Origin of the sequence: Citrobacter sp. wls619, from assembly GCF_005281345.1 — a bacterium.
Taxonomy (GTDB): Bacteria; Pseudomonadota; Gammaproteobacteria; order Enterobacterales; family Enterobacteriaceae; genus Citrobacter.
Genome location: NZ_SZXJ01000043.1, coordinates 74,986 through 90,516 on the forward strand (window position 1 = coordinate 74,986; position 15,531 = coordinate 90,516).

Here is a 15,531-nt window from a genome sequence, read left to right on the forward strand (position 1 = left end):
GTCGATTCTCCTGAGATTATTTCGTTGCGCCCGCAGGCGTAGTGGCTTCATTATTGCCTTCAGTTGCGGCTGGCGCATCGCCAGAATTCTTATTGTCATCACCTTTACTGTTACTGTTGTAGAGGAATTGACCAATCATATCTTCCAGCACCATCGCGGATTTCGTGTCCTGAATCGTACTGCCATCTTTGAGGATAGACGTTCCCAGCTCAGGATCTTCAAAACCCACGTTTAATGCCAGATACTGCTCGCCCAGCAGACCAGAGGTGCGGATGCTCAGCGAGCTGGTGTCTGGGATATGGTTAAAGCGCGATTCGATGTCCAGCGTTACGCGTGGCAGGTACGTTTTGGGATCTAACGAGATATCCGAAACTCGCCCCACAACAACCCCACCAATCCGCACGGGAGAGCGCTCTCTCAGGCCGCCGATATTATCAAAGGTCGCATAAACCGTGTAGGTTGGTTCAGTACGCATGGAGGTCACATTAGCCGCTTTCAGGCAGACAAATAGCGCCGCCAGCAGCGCAACCAGCAGGAATACCCCGACCCAAATTTCATTTTTTTTCGTTTGCATGAACTCAATTCCCAAACATCAGTGCGGTCAGCACAAAATCCAGCCCCAGAACGGCAAGAGATGCGTGCACAACGGTGCGTGTTGTAGCCCGGCTAATACCGGCGGAGGTCGGAATCGCATCATAACCATTGAACAATGCAATCCATGTGACCGTAATGGCGAACACCACGCTCTTAATCAAACAGTTGACCAGATCCAGACGCCAGTCGACGGCATTTTGCATAGCCGACCAGAAAAAGCCTGCATCAATCCCCTTCCAGCTAACGCCGACCAGCGAGCCACCCCAGATCCCAACCGCGACAAAAATAATCGTCAGCAGCGGCAATGAAATGACACCCGCCCAAAAACGCGGAGAAACCACGCGACGCAGTGGATCGACCGCCATCATTTCCAGGCTAGAAAGCTGCTCGGTTGCTCGCATCAGGCCAATTTCCGCGGTTAACGCCGATCCGGCTCGCCCGGCGAACAGCAGCGCCGCAACAACCGGCCCCAGTTCTCGCAGCAAGGACAGCGCCACCAGCATACCGAGACTGGTTTCTGCGCTGTAGGTTGTCAGGACCAGGTATCCCTGCAATCCCAGCACCATCCCGATGAACACGCCAGAAACAATAATGATCAGCATCGACAGGACACCGACATTATAGAGCTGACGGATCAGCAGCGGCGCATGTTTGCGAAACTCCGGCTTGCCGACTACCGCATTGAACAACATTAATCCGGCTCGCCCGAACGTCCTGAGGGTTTTTATCCCTCGATGTCCGAGTGATGCCAGCGCATTTAACAACATGGGTGGCTTAACTCCCTGTTTTGAGTAAATCGGTGTGGTAATCGCCCGCCGGGTAGCGGAACGGAACCGGCCCATCGGCAATACCATCGAGGAACTGACGCACGCGCGGATCGGCATTTTCTTGTAGTGCCTGAGCACTACCGTAGGCCACTATCTTTTTGTCCGCCATAATATAGGCGTAATCCGCAATACTCAGTACCTCTGGCACATCGTGAGAGACCACCACGCAGGTGACGCCCAGCGCGTTGTTCAGTTCTGAAATCAGCTTCACCAGCACGCCCATGGTGATAGGATCCTGCCCGACGAACGGTTCATCAAACATGATGAGATCTGGCTCCAGCGCAATGGCGCGTGCTAATGCCGCACGTCGCGCCATCCCACCGGATAATTCAGAAGGCATGAGTTTTGCCGCACCACGCAGGCCGACAGCTTCCAGTTTCATCATCACCGTGCTCTTGAGCAACGCCTTGGGCAGCGTCGTATGCTCACGCAGTGGATAAGCGACGTTGTCAAACACGTTCATGTCGGTAAACAGCGCCCCGGACTGAAACAGCATACTCATGCGCTTACGCACAGTGTACAAACGTGAACGAGACATGGCTGGGACGTTTTCGCCGTCAAACAGGATTTCGCCCTTATCTGGCGGGATCTGCCCGCCAATCAGACGTAACAGCGTCGTTTTACCGATGCCTGATGGCCCCATGATCGCCGTCACCTTACCGCGCGGCACCGTCAGGGAAATATTATCAAAGATGCAGCGGTCACCTCGGGAAAAGCTGACATCGCGCATATCGACTAGATTCGCCACAGACTGACCCATTGATTCATCCTTTACTATTGCCTCGTTGATCGAAGAGTTGGCGCTCAATTTAGCCCTGAACTCGACATATTTACAGATTATTGCCTGTCCTGGTTAGCGAAAGCTGGCATTTGTTTTACTTTTTAGCCGCATAAAGTCAAAATTAAGAATTCGTTACGGCTTCCAGAAGATCCTTCACGTGGACCGGCGAGTATACCTGAAGAAAGGACTTTAGATGCTTTTAGCGACGGCACTGTTAATAATTGGTTTACTTCTGGTGGTCTACGGTGCCGACCGTCTGGTATTTGCTGCATCCATTTTATGCCGTACCTTCGGTATCCCCCCCATCATTATTGGAATGACGGTCGTCAGCATCGGCACATCCCTACCTGAGATTATTGTCTCTGTTGCGGCATCAATGAATGGGCAGCTCGATTTAGCCGTCGGTACCGCCATCGGCTCCAACATCACCAATATTCTTCTTATTTTAGGCCTGTCAGCACTCATTCATCCTTTTACCGTGCATTCCGATGTTCTGCGTCGTGAATTACCGTTAATGTTGCTGGTAAGCATTTTGGCTGCATCCGTACTGTATGACGGCCAGTTAAGCCGCAGTGATGGCCTGTTTCTTCTGCTTCTGGCCGTGCTATGGCTGCTATTCATTGTTAAAATCGCCCGTCTGGCAGAACGCCAGGGCAATGACAGCCTGACCCGGGAGCAAGTTGCGGAACTGCCTCGCGAAGGCGGATTGCCTGTCGCATTTTTATGGCTGGGGGTAGCGCTGATCATTATGCCAATGGCAACGCGTATGGTGGTTGATAACGCCACTGTACTGGCAAATTACTTTGCCATGAGCGAGCTTACTATCGGTTTGACGGTCGTCGCCATTGGTACCAGCCTGCCGGAGCTGGCAACCGCCATTGCAGGCTTACGTAAAGGTGAAAACGATATTGCCGTCGGTAACATCATCGGCGCGAACATTTTTAATATTGTTATCGTTCTTGGGTTACCTGCACTGATTACTCCGGGCGAGGTCAACCCGATGGCCTTCATCCGTGACTATAGCGTCATGCTGCTGGTGAGCGTTATTTTTGCATTACTCTGCTGGCGACGTCCGCGCCAGATTGGTCGTGGCGCGGGGGCGCTTCTGACCAGCGGTTTTATCATATGGCTGGCGATGCTGTATTGGTTATCGCCACTTCTCGTTGGATAACTGGAAACGCATTATGTCGCACTTAGAGTTGCAACCGGGTTTTGACTTTCAGCAAGCAGGCAAGGAAGTCCTGACAATTGAACGTGAAGGCCTGGCGGAGCTTGATCAGTACATCAACCAGAACTTTACCCTCGCCTGTGAAAAGATTTTCAGTTGCCCGGGCAAAGTCGTGGTGATGGGAATGGGAAAATCAGGGCATATCGGGCGCAAAATGGCCGCCACGTTTGCCAGTACCGGCACGCCCTCATTTTTTGTGCATCCTGGCGAAGCCGCACACGGCGATCTGGGTATGGTATCACCGCAGGACGTCGTGATTGCCATTTCTAACTCCGGTGAATCCAATGAGATAGCGGCGTTGATCCCGGTATTAAAACGCCTTCATGTACCGCTTATCTGCATGACCGGTCGTCCGGAAAGCAGTATGGCGCGTGCAGCAGATGTCCATCTGTGTGTTAAAGTGCCCAAAGAAGCCTGTCCGTTAGGTCTGGCGCCGACCAGCAGCACGACCGCAACGCTGGTCATGGGTGATGCGCTTGCCGTGGCATTACTAAAAGCGCGTGGCTTTACTGCAGAAGATTTTGCGTTATCGCATCCTGGTGGCGCACTGGGCCGTAAGCTTTTGTTGCGCGTTAACGATATTATGCATACGGGAGACGAAATCCCGCATGTGACTAAAAGCGCCAGCCTGCGTGACGCCTTACTGGAGATCACGCGGAAAAACCTCGGCATGACCGTCATTTGCGATGACGCGATGAAGATCGACGGCATCTTTACGGATGGCGATTTACGTCGTGTCTTCGATATGGGCGTTGATGTACGCCAGTTAGGCATTGCCGATGTGATGACTCCTGGAGGCATTCGCGTGCGTCCAGGGATTCTTGCCGTTGATGCCCTGAACTTAATGCAGTCCCGCCATATCACCTCGGTAATGGTTGCTGATGGCGACCAGTTACTGGGTGTGTTACATATGCATGATCTGCTGCGTGCAGGTGTAGTGTAAGAAACTCAAGGATAAAGAAAATGAGTAAAGCAGGTGCGTCGCTTGCGACCTGTTATGGACCCGTCAGTACTGACGTCATCACCAGGGCAGAAAACATCCGTCTGCTGATCCTTGATGTGGATGGCGTACTGTCTGATGGTCTGATTTATATGGGCAACAACGGTGAAGAGCTGAAGGCGTTTAACGTCCGCGATGGCTACGGAATTCGCTGCGCGCTCACTTCCGGTATTGAGGTTGCCATTATTACCGGACGAAAGGCTAAACTTGTAGAAGATCGCTGTGCCACATTAGGGATCACACATCTGTATCAGGGGCAGTCGGACAAACTGGTTGCCTTTGGCGATCTGCTTAGCAAACTGGCGATCGCGCCTGAGAATGTGGCGTATGTTGGCGATGATCTGATCGACTGGCCGGTGATGGCAAAAGTGGGATTAAGCGTCGCGGTAGCGGATGCTCATCCGTTGCTGATCCCGCGGGCCGATTACGTCACCCGCATTGACGGGGGACGCGGCGCAGTGCGCGAAGTCTGCGACTTATTACTCCTGGCGCAGGGCAAACTGGATGAGGCCAAAGGGCAATCGATATGAGCAAAACCAGACGTTGGGTTATCATTCTACTGTCGCTGGCTGTCCTTGTGATGATTGGTATTAACCTGGCAGACAAAGACGACACCGCTCAGGTTGTCGTTAATAACAACGAGCCCACCTATAAGAGCGAGCATACCGACACCGTCGTGTACAGCCCTGAGGGCGCGCTGAGCTATCATTTGATCGCACAACACGTTGAATATTATTCAGATCAGGCAGTTTCGTGGTTCACCCAACCGGTGTTAACCACGTTTGATAAGGACAAAGTACCGACCTGGTCAATCAAGGCTGATAAGGCCAAGTTGACCAACGATCGGATGCTGTACCTGTATGGCCATGTTGAGGTTAACGCGCTGGTGCCTGACTCTCAACTACGCAGAATTACTACCGATAACGCGCAGATCAACCTTGTGACGCAAGATGTCACTTCCGATGATCTGGTCACGTTGTATGGAACAACATTTAACTCCAGCGGACTGAAGATGCGCGGCAACTTACGCAGCAAGAACGCCGAGCTGATTGAAAAGGTTAGAACCTCATATGAAATCCAAAACAAACAAACTCAGCCTTAATCTTGTGCTTGCCAGCTCACTTCTGGCCGCCAGTATTCCGGCATTCGCCGTCACTGGCGATACCGAGCAGCCGATCCACATTGAATCGGACCAGCAGTCTCTGGATATGCAGGGCAACGTGGTGACGTTTACCGGCAATGTCATCGTGACTCAGGGCACGATCAAAATTAATGCCGATAAGGTTGTCGTCACACGTCCGGGCGGTGAAGACGGTAAAGAAGTGATTGACGGTTATGGTAATCCGGCGACCTTTTACCAGATGCAGGACAATGGTAAACCGGTTAAAGGCCACGCTTCACAGATGCACTATGAGCTGGCAAAAGATTTCGTCGTCCTTACCGGTAAGGCTTATCTGGAACAGCTCGATAGCAACATCACGGGTGATAAGATCACCTATCTGGTAAAAGAACAGAAAATGCAGGCCTTCAGTGAGAAAGGCAAACGCGTCACCACCGTTCTGGTTCCGTCGCAATTGCAGGACAAAAACAAGACCAAGGCTCCGGCAGAGAAAAAAGGTAACTGATTCGTTATGGCAACATTAACTGCAAAGAATCTTGCAAAAGCCTACAAAGGCCGTCGTGTGGTGGAAGATGTCAGCCTGACCGTCAACTCCGGGGAGATCGTCGGTCTGCTCGGTCCTAACGGTGCGGGCAAAACAACAACCTTTTACATGGTAGTCGGCATTGTGCCGCGCGATGCTGGCAACATTATCATTGATGACGAAGATATCAGTCTGTTACCCCTGCATGCACGTGCCCGTCGCGGTATCGGCTACTTACCGCAGGAAGCCTCTATTTTTCGTCGCCTGAGCGTATTTGATAACCTGATGGCGGTACTGCAAATTCGTGACGATCTTTCCAGCGAGCAGCGTGAAGATCGCGCCAATGAGCTGATGGAAGAATTCCATATCGAACATCTGCGTGACAGCCTTGGACAGGCACTCTCCGGTGGGGAACGTCGCCGCGTGGAGATCGCCCGTGCTCTGGCCGCTAATCCAAAATTTATCCTGTTGGATGAACCCTTTGCCGGTGTTGACCCGATTTCCGTCATTGATATCAAACGTATTATTGAACACCTGCGCGACAGCGGGCTTGGCGTGCTGATTACCGACCATAACGTGCGCGAAACGCTGGCTGTCTGTGAGCGCGCCTACATTGTGAGCCAGGGACACCTGATCGCACACGGTACGCCGACAGAAATCCTGCAGGACGAGCACGTTAAACGCGTATACCTTGGGGAAGACTTCAGACTCTGATAGGGTAGTAGACTTCACGTCACCGCAGGAGACAACAACTCTGAACATGAAGCAAGGTTTGCAACTCAGGCTTAGCCAACAACTGGCGATGACGCCTCAGCTACAACAGGCTATCCGTCTGTTGCAGTTGTCCACGCTGGAACTTCAGCAAGAACTTCAGCAAGCGCTGGAAAGTAACCCACTGCTCGAGCAAACCGATCTTCACGACGAAATTGATACCCAGGAAAAGCAGGATAGCGAATCCCTCGATACGGCTGACGCACTCGAACAAAAAGAGATGCCGGAAGAGCTACCGCTGGATGCCAGTTGGGATGAGATTTACACCGCAGGGACGCCGTCTGGCACCAGCGGAGATTACATCGACGACGAACTGCCGGTGTATCAGGGTGAGACCACGCAATCGCTGCAGGATTACCTGATGTGGCAGGTGGAACTGACGCCATTCTCAGATACCGATCGTGCTATTGCCACATCAATTGTGGATGCAGTCGACGAAACGGGCTATCTCACCGTCACGCTGGACGACATTCTCGACAGCATGGGCGATGATGAGGTCGGTATCGATGAAATCGAAGCCGTGCTTAAACGCGTTCAGCGTTTTGATCCCGTGGGTGTGGCGGCAAAAGATCTCCGCGACTGCTTACTGATCCAGCTTTCGCAGTTTGACAAAGCCACACCGTGGTTGGAAGAAGCCAGGCTTATCATCAGCGATCACCTTGATCTGCTCGCCAACCATGACTTCCGTACGCTGATGCGCGTAACCCGACTGAAAGAAGATGTGCTGAAAGAAGCCGTCAATCTTATCCAGTCGCTTGATCCAAGACCTGGACAATCTATCCAGACCGGTGAACCAGAGTACGTCATCCCGGATGTGCTGGTGCGTAAGCATAACGATCGCTGGGTAGTCGAACTCAACAGTGACAGCATTCCGCGTTTACAGATCAACCAGCACTACGCCGCCCTGTGCAATAACGCGCGCAATGATGCTGATAGCCAGTTCATTCGTAGCAACCTGCAGGATGCGAAATGGCTGATTAAAAGTCTGGAAAGCCGCAATGACACGCTATTGCGCGTTAGCCGCTGTATCGTTGAGCAACAGCAAGCCTTCTTTGAGCAAGGCGAAGAGTATATGAAACCGATGGTGCTGGCAGATATCGCCCAGGCCGTCGAGATGCATGAATCGACCATTTCCCGAGTGACCACGCAAAAGTATCTGCACAGTCCGCGCGGCATTTTTGAATTGAAGTATTTCTTCTCCAGTCACGTCAACACTGAAGGCGGAGGCGAAGCCTCTTCTACAGCTATCCGCGCACTGGTGAAGAAATTAATTGCGGCCGAGAACCCTGCGAAACCGCTGAGTGACAGCAAGTTAACCTCTATGCTGTCAGAACAAGGTATCATGGTGGCGCGCCGCACCGTTGCGAAGTACCGAGAGTCTTTATCCATTCCGCCGTCTAACCAGCGCAAACAGCTGGTTTGACCCAACCGATAAGGAAGACACTATGCAGCTCAACATCACTGGAAATAACGTCGAAATCACTGAGGCCCTGCGCGACTTTGTCACCACAAAGTTCGCCAAGCTTGAACAATATTTCGACCGGATTAATCAGGTCTATATTGTGTTGAAAGTGGAGAAGGTCACACACATCTCGGATGCAACACTGCATGTGAACGGTGGCGAAATTCATGCCAGCGCGGAAGGTCAGGATATGTACGCCGCCATTGACGGTTTAATTGATAAACTGGCTCGCCAGTTAACAAAACATAAAGATAAACTGAAACAGCACTAACTTGTCCGGGCAGTTAGCGGGTGCAGGACGGCCTGTTGTGCAGCACAACGGGCCATTTGTACAGTTAGCGCTTAGGTGAAATTATGACAAATAACGATACGACTCTACAACTGAGCAATGTTCTTAACCAGGAATGTACGCGCGCGGCCGTTCACTGCCAAAGCAAGAAACGCGCACTGGAAATCATCAGTGAACTGGCGGCAAAACAACTCAGCTTGCCTCCTCAGGTGGTATTTGAAGCCATTCTGACGCGTGAAAAAATGGGCAGTACCGGTATTGGCAATGGTATTGCCATTCCGCATGGAAAGCTGGAAGAAGACACCCTGCGTGCGGTTGGTGTATTTGTTCAACTTGAAACGCCAATCGCGTTCGATGCCATTGATAATCAGCCAGTCGATCTGCTTTTCGCCCTGCTGGTCCCGGCGGACCAAACCAAGACGCATTTGCATACGTTGTCACTGGTCGCAAAACGTCTGGCAGATAAAACTATCTGTCGTCGCCTGCGCGCCGCGCAGAGTGACCAGGAGTTGTATCAAATCATCACTGACACCGAAGGTGGGCAGGATGAAGCATAACAACCCAATGGCATCCTTTTCTGTCGTTGTGAGGAGAAACAGTACATGGTACTGATGATCGTCAGCGGTCGTTCAGGGTCAGGTAAGTCTGTCGCCCTGCGTGCGCTGGAAGATATGGGTTTTTACTGCGTGGATAACCTTCCCGTCGTGTTGTTGCCCGAACTGGCTCGAACCCTCGCCGATCGCCAGATATCTGCGGCTGTCAGCATTGATGTGCGCAACATGCCCGAGTCCCCGGAGATTTTTGAGCAGGCCATGAGTAACCTGCCCGAAGGCTTCTCACCGCAACTGCTGTTCCTTGATGCCGACCGTAACACGCTGATTCGCCGCTACAGCGATACGCGCCGTTTACACCCGCTGTCCAGCAAGAACTTGTCTCTGGAAAGCGCTATCGATAAAGAAAGCGATTTACTGGAGCCGTTGCGTTCGCGCGCTGACCTGATCGTAGACACCTCTGAAATGTCTGTGCACGAGCTGGCGGAAATGTTACGTACCCGACTGCTGGGCAAACGTGAACGTGAATTAACGATGGTATTTGAGTCCTTTGGCTTTAAACACGGAATCCCTATTGATGCGGATTACGTCTTTGATGTCCGCTTCCTGCCTAACCCGCACTGGGATCCAAAGCTACGTCCGATGACCGGTCTGGACAGGCCCGTCGCGGCCTTCCTCGACAGACACACAGAAGTACATAATTTTATCTACCAGACTCGCAGCTATCTTGAGCTATGGTTACCCATGCTGGAGACCAACAACCGCAGCTACCTTACCGTAGCCATCGGCTGTACCGGCGGGAAACACCGTTCGGTGTATATTGCAGAGCAACTGGCAGACTACTTCCGCTCACGCGGTAAAAACGTGCAGTCACGCCATCGTACGCTGGAAAAACGCAAATCATGACCGTGAAGCAAACTGTTGAAATCACGAATAAGCTGGGCATGCATGCCCGGCCGGCAATGAAACTGTTTGAGCTAATGCAGGGTTTTGAAGCAGAAGTTCTGCTGCGTAATGATGAAGGAACGGAAGCCGAGGCAAACAGCGTTATCGCTCTGCTGATGCTGGATTCCGCCAAAGGACGCCAGATAGAAGTTGAAGCCACGGGTCCGCAAGAAGTTGAGGCCCTGGCCGCGGTAATTGCCCTGTTTAATTCAGGGTTTGACGAAGATTAGTCGAGTACACAGAACGTAGCCAGTAGGCCGGATAAGGCGTTTACGCCGCATCCGGCAATAACTACGCTAATACAACTTATTTTCACGCATAAACGACTCACCGCCCAGCTGGCGCATTTGGCGCATGATCCACGCCTGACGACTGCGCACATAGCCGGAAGGCGCACTCGCCTTAAAACGTAACGGATTGGGCAGAACCGCCGCCAGCAATGCCGCTTCAGACGGGCTAAGACGGCTGGCGGGTTTATGGAAATAGCGCTGCGCTGCGGCCTCCACGCCAAAAATTCCATCGCCAAACTCCGCAACGTTCAGATAGACGGTCAGAATACGTTTCTTGCTCCAGACAGTTTCCATACCCAGCGTTAGCCCGGCTTCAAGGCCCTTACGCACCCAGCTACGTCCATCCCACAGAAAGAGGTTTTTTGCCGTTTGTTGCGATAACGTCGAGGCGCCCCGAATACGATTTTCATTACGTTCGTTATGCGCCAGCGCTTTCTCTATCGCAGAGACATCAAATCCCCAATGGTCGGGAAATTTCTGGTCCTCAGCAGCAATGACCGCCAGTCCCATCCACGGAGAAATATCATCCATACTGACCCAGTCAGAATGCGCTACATAACCGAAATCACCGGACAACCATGCGCTCAACTGCCGCTCGACCATTACCGCCGAGAAAGGCACTGGCATCACGCTAAAAAGCGCGATGCCCCCGCCCCAGAATACGGCGAGGACAACGACCACCCGCAGAATGATACGCCGCAGAAAGGCGGTAGCCCCTTTTCTCATTCAGCCAGTACCAGAACACGCGAGACCAGTTTGTCGATCCCACTCGCCGCCTGGGCGATATCCTGCGCCAGCATGTAAGCAGGCGTGGTGACCACTTTATTATCTTCATCAACCACAATGTCATCGACCGGGCAAGGCACATGTTCAGCGCCCATCTCTTCCAGCACTTCCGCTGTATCAATGTCAGTGCCAATGGTCAGACGCAGCGGGAAGTCAAAAATCTTAGGTAACATAGCAGGAGCAATACACATGAATCCCAGGGGCTTACCGGCCTGATGCAGTGCCTTCGCCAGCGCGGCTAAGTCGCTATCAACCCGACATTCACTGCCCTGGCTGGCAAAATTGCTCAGATTTTTTGCTGCGCCAAACCCGCCAGGCACAATTAGCGCATCCAGCTCCGTTGCAACCGCCTGGGCCAGGGGGCGAATATCACCACGCGTAATACGCGCAGCTTCAATCAGGACATTGCGCGTTTCCGGCATCGGCTCGCCCGTCAGATGATTAATCACATCCGCCTGCTGTTTATCTGGCGCAAAGCAGATAGCCTGAGCGCCATTGCGGGCAATAGCCAGCAGCGTGAGTACGGCTTCGTGGATTTCTGCACCGTCATACACGCCACATCCGCTGAGCACTACGCCAACTTTTTTCATCGTGATACTCCTTTCGCAACTGACTGAAGCATATTAATAATTCTGATTAGAATGCCACGCTTCACACATTTAACTGATTCATGTAACAAATTATTTAAGATTTGCTATCTTAACTGCGTGCGGCCTGAAAATTAGGGCTGCGCCCTTGTAAACAATGATAATAATTTACGGCGCAGCCACGATTTCCCTGGTGTTGGCGCAGTATTCGCGCACCCCGGTCAAGCCGGGGTCATTTTTTTTCCACGCTCGCAACCCAGGCTCTTAATACCGCCACGTCGTGCTGCCACTCCTGCTTCATCTCTTCAATCCATTCAGCCACGTTATCTTCCCAGGCAGGAAGGTCGGGTGATTGAATTTGCTGACCCAACTGTTGCAGGTGGCGCAGACCGACAGATCCGGCTGCACCTTTAATTTTATGGCCTTCCTCAACCACGCCTTTTTTATCACGGGCAGTCAGATTAGACTCCAGCACGCTCAAATATCCCGGCATCATTTTCTCAAACACCGCCAGACCGTCGGTGATCAACTTCGGCCCGACCAGTTCGAGGTATTGTTCCAACATGGGAATATCTAACAGCGCTTGCGATTTACTGCTTTCTTCAGACGTCACAGTGCTCTCCTCTTCGTTTCGGGTATCCCAGTATTTTTTGATCATGGCGGTTAACGCCGGAACTGACAGCGGCTTACTCAGCACGTCGTCCATTCCTGCATCCAGATATTCTTTTTTATCTTTCAGTACGTTGGCGGTGAGAGCCACCAGCGGTGGGAGATCCTCGCGCGCATATTTTTGCGTCAGCTCGCGGGAGATATCGAGCCCAGTCATATCCGGTAGCTGAATATCCAGCAGCACCAGGTCATATTCACCCGGTTTGAACATGTCCAGCGCGGCCTGCCCGGTCATCGCGACATCCACGCTATTGCCCAGCTTTTCCAGCACCGAACGCGCAACAATAACGTTCAGTTCAATGTCTTCCACCAGCAGCACATTCAGGGCGGGTAACGGCATTTCATCGTCTTCAAAAGCATCTTCAATCTCTTCCGCCACGGCAGGAGCATGCACGGTTAGCGTAAAGATAGAGCCTTTTCCGGCCTGGCTGGAAACCGTAATATCACCGCCCATGTTTTTCGCCAGACGCTTCGATACGGCCAGTCCAATCCCGGTTCCCGTTGCCGGTTTACCACCATGGCTGTCCTTCACCTGATAGTACATGGCGAAGATTTTATCCTGCTCATCCTGTGGAATACCGATCCCGGAATCCTCCACTTCAAAATGCAGTATGTCTCCCTCGTCATAGCGCGCCCGCACGGTCACCTGCCCTTGCTGGGTGAATTTCACGGCATTGCTGATCAGATTCCACAGAATTTGACGCAGACGCGTTCCGTCGGTGATGACCTTATGTGGCAGCGGTAGCGTTGGCTCAAGCACAAAACGCAGCCCTTTTTGCTGCGCCTGCAAGCCGGAGAGGTTTTCCAGATCCGCCATAAAGCTGGTGAAATCGATTGGCTGGTTATCGAGCTGGACTTTACGCCGCTCCATCTTATCCATGTCGATAATATCGTTGAAAATATTCCCCAGCGTCACGGCGGAAACATGGATAGTTTTGAGATATTTTTCCTGCTCCGCGGTTAAATCCGTATCCAACAGGATCCGACTTAAACCGACGATACCGTTAAGCGGCGTACGCAGCTCGTGGCTGATCGTAGAGATAAAGGTGGTCTTGTCACGGCTGGCGCGCTCAAGAGCGTCCTGATAGCGCTTACGCTCGGTAATATCACGACCAAAGCCCATCAGACCGTGTCGCTTCCCGACGCGGTCGTAGTAAGGCACTTTACGGATCTCAAAGCAGGCTTTGCGCCCGTCCGGATAGTCGAGCCATTGCTCATAGGTCAGTGAAACGTTATGGCGGAAGACCTTCTCGTCGGTTTCAATAACTTTTTCCGCCGCCTCTGGCGAATACACATCAGCCGGTTTTAGATTCACCAGTTGCTTTTCGCTCTTACCGGTCAGCAGCTCCATAGCACGGTTACAGCCGGAAAACTCTTTATCTTCATTACGATAAAAAACCAGATCCGGCGAAGCATCAAGGAAAGAACGTAAAAATGAAGACTGCTGCTCAAGCTGGATCTGCGCTTCTTCACGCTCTTTGATTTCAACCTTCAGTTGTTCAAACGTCTCCTGCCGCTCCGCTTCCGCCTTTTCACGTTCGACAATCTCCTGGTTAAGCTGCGCAATATTGTCCTTCAACTGCACGTTAAGTTTGAGATCGCGCTCGCGCATCTCTTCCAGCTTCTGTACCAGTCGTGACAGACGTTGCCGGGACTCCTCCAGTTGTTCAACCACCACCGACAGGAAGTAGACGGCCCAGGGGGTAATTAACAGGCCAAAAAAGATAGAACGGATGACATCAATGCTTTCTACCTGGCCATGCAGCACCATGGTGACAGCCATCTGCACCACAATTGCCAACACAACCAAAGCCAGCGCCAACAGCAGCGAAAAACGCACCAGACCTAACTTCATCATTAGGTCGACATAGTATTGCGCCAGCATACGAATTTGCTTCATAGAGGGTTCCTTCACGACAACTTGGCACAATAATACTCAATTCTCAGCGTGACGTTGAAGATTGTGCAAGAAATGCGGAGGTTATCGGTGAAATGACCGAGGAGTGGTTCATCGCGGCCTGATAAGCCAGACACCATCAGGCAAGCAGGCGCAGATTGCCGGATGTCACTTCGCTAATCCGGCCTACGACCCACAATAGGTTAGCACCCCGGCTGAATCCACGGCGTACCCAGCGCCGAGCCTTGCACGCCGTGCTCGTTAAGGTACTTATCCAGTTCGACCATCCCGGTCCAGCGGTTTTCACACCATAGCGGTGCCAACAGCGTTGGGCGGCGCGCGCTGGCGGAAATACGGTGATAAATCACCTCGGGTGGCGTATGGCGAATCATCTCACCTGCGGTGACCGTGTACGCATCCAGTTCGATGCCGTGCAACCGTCCGGCCTCCCAGGCTTTCGCCATCGTACTGCCCTTCACGATATGCAGCGGATGCAGCTTAATACCGTCGACGCCTGTCTCGACCACGCGTTCCATCGTTTGCAGGCATTCCTCCTGCCCTTCTCCCGGCAAACCGACAATAAGGTGTGAACACACTTTCAGCCCACGCTCCCGTGCCAGTTGGGTGGTACGCTGATAGCAGGCAAAATCATGCCCACGATTAATGCGATGCAACGTCTTGTCATGGGCCGTTTGCAAACCCAGTTCCAGCCACACTTCGTAGCCCTGATCCTTGTATTCGCATAGCAGATCGAGCACGGCATCCGGCACACAGTCAGGGCGCGTGCCAACACACAGCCCGACGATGCTGGCCTGACTGACCGCCTGTTGGTACATCGAACGCAGCACCTGTACTTCCGCAAAGGTACTGGTATAAGCCTGAAAATAGGCCAGATAACGCTTCGCGCGATTCACTAACTGCGCCTGATGCTCAAGCTGTTCAGCGATAGAATGATGCTGCTGCGCTTCGTCAGCAAAGGAGGCGACATTACAGAAGGTACATCCGCCACGTCCAATGGTGCCATCGCGATTTGGGCAGCTAAACCCGCCGTGCAGCGTGAGTTTATGAACCTTTTGCCCATAACGGCGAGAAAGATCCCCACCAAACATATTGACTAATTTCTGTAACTGCATAATCTGATAGACCGCGCCTTGAAAAGAGGCCAAAGCCTGCCATTTTTAGCCCCAGTCGGCGATGACCTGGATCAATCG

18 protein-coding genes are annotated in these 15,531 nt (G+C 52.4%); 11 read left to right on the forward strand and 7 right to left on the reverse strand.

Annotated features, from left to right (window positions below; all coding sequences use genetic code 11):
* Window positions 1-16: 16 nt before the first annotated feature.
* From mlaD to mlaF, 3 genes are read right to left on the reverse strand one after another with little or no spacing between them, the layout of a single operon-like run.
* Window positions 17-574 carry an outer membrane lipid asymmetry maintenance protein MlaD gene (gene mlaD, locus FDX19_RS08920; protein WP_048213507.1) on the reverse strand — a complete coding sequence of 186 codons (558 nt, stop codon included), beginning with the start codon at window positions 572-574 and terminating at the stop codon, window positions 17-19.
* 4 nt (window positions 575-578) lie between these two features.
* The gene (gene mlaE / locus FDX19_RS08925; protein ID WP_048213419.1) at window positions 579-1,361 is read right to left on the reverse strand and encodes a lipid asymmetry maintenance ABC transporter permease subunit MlaE; all 783 of its coding nucleotides are present in this window, start codon (window positions 1,359-1,361) and stop codon (window positions 579-581) included.
* A 7-nt stretch (window positions 1,362-1,368) separates the two neighbouring features.
* Window positions 1,369-2,181: a phospholipid ABC transporter ATP-binding protein MlaF gene (gene mlaF / locus FDX19_RS08930; protein ID WP_048213420.1), complete on the reverse strand. Its 813-nt coding sequence runs from the start codon at window positions 2,179-2,181 to the stop codon at window positions 1,369-1,371.
* A gap of 214 nt (window positions 2,182-2,395) precedes the next feature.
* Between mlaF and FDX19_RS08935 the strand changes: the two genes are divergently transcribed.
* The 11 genes from FDX19_RS08935 to npr all read left to right on the forward strand — a co-directional run bounded on the left by FDX19_RS08935 (window position 2,396) and on the right by npr (window position 10,321).
* Window positions 2,396-3,373: a calcium/sodium antiporter gene (locus FDX19_RS08935; protein WP_137382435.1), complete on the forward strand. Its 978-nt coding sequence runs from the start codon at window positions 2,396-2,398 to the stop codon at window positions 3,371-3,373.
* Between the two features lie 13 nt (window positions 3,374-3,386).
* Window positions 3,387-4,373, forward strand: coding sequence for an arabinose-5-phosphate isomerase KdsD (gene kdsD / locus FDX19_RS08940; RefSeq protein ID WP_048213422.1), 987 nt, complete (start codon window positions 3,387-3,389; stop codon window positions 4,371-4,373).
* Window positions 4,374-4,393: 20 nt separating this feature from the next.
* Window positions 4,394-4,960 (forward strand): 3-deoxy-manno-octulosonate-8-phosphatase KdsC, encoded by a 567-nt coding sequence (gene kdsC / locus FDX19_RS08945; RefSeq protein ID WP_005121322.1) that lies wholly within the window; start codon window positions 4,394-4,396, stop codon window positions 4,958-4,960.
* Window positions 4,957-5,532, forward strand: coding sequence for an LPS export ABC transporter periplasmic protein LptC (gene lptC / locus FDX19_RS08950; protein ID WP_048213423.1), 576 nt, complete (start codon window positions 4,957-4,959; stop codon window positions 5,530-5,532). Before kdsC ends, lptC begins: the two co-directional genes overlap by 4 nt.
* Window positions 5,501-6,055, forward strand: coding sequence for a lipopolysaccharide ABC transporter substrate-binding protein LptA (gene lptA, locus FDX19_RS08955; RefSeq protein WP_040234136.1), 555 nt, complete (start codon window positions 5,501-5,503; stop codon window positions 6,053-6,055). The genes lptC and lptA overlap by 32 nt, the downstream gene beginning before the upstream one ends.
* 6 nt (window positions 6,056-6,061) lie before the next feature.
* On the forward strand, window positions 6,062-6,787 hold the full coding sequence (gene lptB, locus FDX19_RS08960) for an LPS export ABC transporter ATP-binding protein (RefSeq protein WP_048213425.1): 726 nt from the start codon (window positions 6,062-6,064) through the stop codon (window positions 6,785-6,787).
* 46 nt (window positions 6,788-6,833) lie between these two features.
* Window positions 6,834-8,267: an RNA polymerase factor sigma-54 gene (gene rpoN / locus FDX19_RS08965; RefSeq protein ID WP_137382436.1), complete on the forward strand. Its 1,434-nt coding sequence runs from the start codon at window positions 6,834-6,836 to the stop codon at window positions 8,265-8,267.
* Window positions 8,268-8,289: 22 nt separating this feature from the next.
* Window positions 8,290-8,577 (forward strand): ribosome hibernation promoting factor, encoded by a 288-nt coding sequence (hpf, locus tag FDX19_RS08970; RefSeq protein ID WP_005121327.1) that lies wholly within the window; start codon window positions 8,290-8,292, stop codon window positions 8,575-8,577.
* An 83-nt stretch (window positions 8,578-8,660) separates the two neighbouring features.
* On the forward strand, window positions 8,661-9,152 hold the full coding sequence (ptsN, locus tag FDX19_RS08975; RefSeq protein ID WP_048213427.1) for a PTS IIA-like nitrogen regulatory protein PtsN: 492 nt from the start codon (window positions 8,661-8,663) through the stop codon (window positions 9,150-9,152).
* A 45-nt stretch (window positions 9,153-9,197) separates the two neighbouring features.
* Window positions 9,198-10,052, forward strand: coding sequence for an RNase adapter RapZ (gene rapZ, locus FDX19_RS08980; RefSeq protein WP_048213428.1), 855 nt, complete (start codon window positions 9,198-9,200; stop codon window positions 10,050-10,052).
* Window positions 10,049-10,321, forward strand: coding sequence for a PTS phosphocarrier protein NPr (gene npr, locus FDX19_RS08985; protein WP_003828770.1), 273 nt, complete (start codon window positions 10,049-10,051; stop codon window positions 10,319-10,321). Before rapZ ends, npr begins: the two co-directional genes overlap by 4 nt.
* Window positions 10,322-10,387: 66 nt before the next feature.
* Here npr and mtgA read toward each other — a convergent pair whose 3' ends face one another.
* From mtgA to FDX19_RS09005, 4 genes are all read right to left on the reverse strand, one after another.
* Complete coding sequence (mtgA, locus tag FDX19_RS08990) at window positions 10,388-11,107, reverse strand: monofunctional biosynthetic peptidoglycan transglycosylase (protein WP_137382437.1); 720 nt, start codon at window positions 11,105-11,107, stop codon at window positions 10,388-10,390.
* Window positions 11,104-11,757, reverse strand: coding sequence for an isoprenoid biosynthesis glyoxalase ElbB (elbB, locus tag FDX19_RS08995; protein WP_137382438.1), 654 nt, complete (start codon window positions 11,755-11,757; stop codon window positions 11,104-11,106). The genes mtgA and elbB overlap by 4 nt, the downstream gene beginning before the upstream one ends.
* A 229-nt stretch (window positions 11,758-11,986) precedes the next feature.
* Complete coding sequence (gene arcB / locus FDX19_RS09000; RefSeq protein ID WP_137382439.1) at window positions 11,987-14,323, reverse strand: aerobic respiration two-component sensor histidine kinase ArcB; 2,337 nt, start codon at window positions 14,321-14,323, stop codon at window positions 11,987-11,989.
* Between the two features lie 200 nt (window positions 14,324-14,523).
* The gene (locus FDX19_RS09005; RefSeq protein WP_137382440.1) at window positions 14,524-15,453 is read right to left on the reverse strand and encodes a TIGR01212 family radical SAM protein; all 930 of its coding nucleotides are present in this window, start codon (window positions 15,451-15,453) and stop codon (window positions 14,524-14,526) included.
* Between the last annotated feature and the right edge of the window lie 78 nt (window positions 15,454-15,531).

What these genes read in the sequence shown, in the direction of transcription:
- mtgA (WP_137382437.1), bottom strand. Translation starts at nt 11,107, where the DNA reads ATGAGAAAAGGGGCTACCGCCTTTCTGCGGCGTATCATTCTGCGGGTG.
- ptsN (WP_048213427.1), top strand. Translation starts at nt 8,661, where the DNA reads ATGACAAATAACGATACGACTCTACAACTGAGCAATGTTCTTAACCAG.
- elbB (WP_137382438.1), bottom strand. Translation starts at nt 11,757, where the DNA reads ATGAAAAAAGTTGGCGTAGTGCTCAGCGGATGTGGCGTGTATGACGGT.
- kdsD (WP_048213422.1), top strand. Translation starts at nt 3,387, where the DNA reads ATGTCGCACTTAGAGTTGCAACCGGGTTTTGACTTTCAGCAAGCAGGC.
- mlaE (WP_048213419.1), bottom strand. Translation starts at nt 1,361, where the DNA reads ATGTTGTTAAATGCGCTGGCATCACTCGGACATCGAGGGATAAAAACC.
- lptC (WP_048213423.1), top strand. Translation starts at nt 4,957, where the DNA reads ATGAGCAAAACCAGACGTTGGGTTATCATTCTACTGTCGCTGGCTGTC.
- npr (WP_003828770.1), top strand. Translation starts at nt 10,049, where the DNA reads ATGACCGTGAAGCAAACTGTTGAAATCACGAATAAGCTGGGCATGCAT.
- lptA (WP_040234136.1), top strand. Translation starts at nt 5,501, where the DNA reads ATGAAATCCAAAACAAACAAACTCAGCCTTAATCTTGTGCTTGCCAGC.
- lptB (WP_048213425.1), top strand. Translation starts at nt 6,062, where the DNA reads ATGGCAACATTAACTGCAAAGAATCTTGCAAAAGCCTACAAAGGCCGT.
- rpoN (WP_137382436.1), top strand. Translation starts at nt 6,834, where the DNA reads ATGAAGCAAGGTTTGCAACTCAGGCTTAGCCAACAACTGGCGATGACG.
- mlaD (WP_048213507.1), bottom strand. Translation starts at nt 574, where the DNA reads ATGCAAACGAAAAAAAATGAAATTTGGGTCGGGGTATTCCTGCTGGTT.
- FDX19_RS08935 (WP_137382435.1), top strand. Translation starts at nt 2,396, where the DNA reads ATGCTTTTAGCGACGGCACTGTTAATAATTGGTTTACTTCTGGTGGTC.
- mlaF (WP_048213420.1), bottom strand. Translation starts at nt 2,181, where the DNA reads ATGGGTCAGTCTGTGGCGAATCTAGTCGATATGCGCGATGTCAGCTTT.
- hpf (WP_005121327.1), top strand. Translation starts at nt 8,290, where the DNA reads ATGCAGCTCAACATCACTGGAAATAACGTCGAAATCACTGAGGCCCTG.
- kdsC (WP_005121322.1), top strand. Translation starts at nt 4,394, where the DNA reads ATGAGTAAAGCAGGTGCGTCGCTTGCGACCTGTTATGGACCCGTCAGT.
- arcB (WP_137382439.1), bottom strand. Translation starts at nt 14,323, where the DNA reads ATGAAGCAAATTCGTATGCTGGCGCAATACTATGTCGACCTAATGATG.
- rapZ (WP_048213428.1), top strand. Translation starts at nt 9,198, where the DNA reads ATGGTACTGATGATCGTCAGCGGTCGTTCAGGGTCAGGTAAGTCTGTC.
- FDX19_RS09005 (WP_137382440.1), bottom strand. Translation starts at nt 15,453, where the DNA reads ATGCAGTTACAGAAATTAGTCAATATGTTTGGTGGGGATCTTTCTCGC.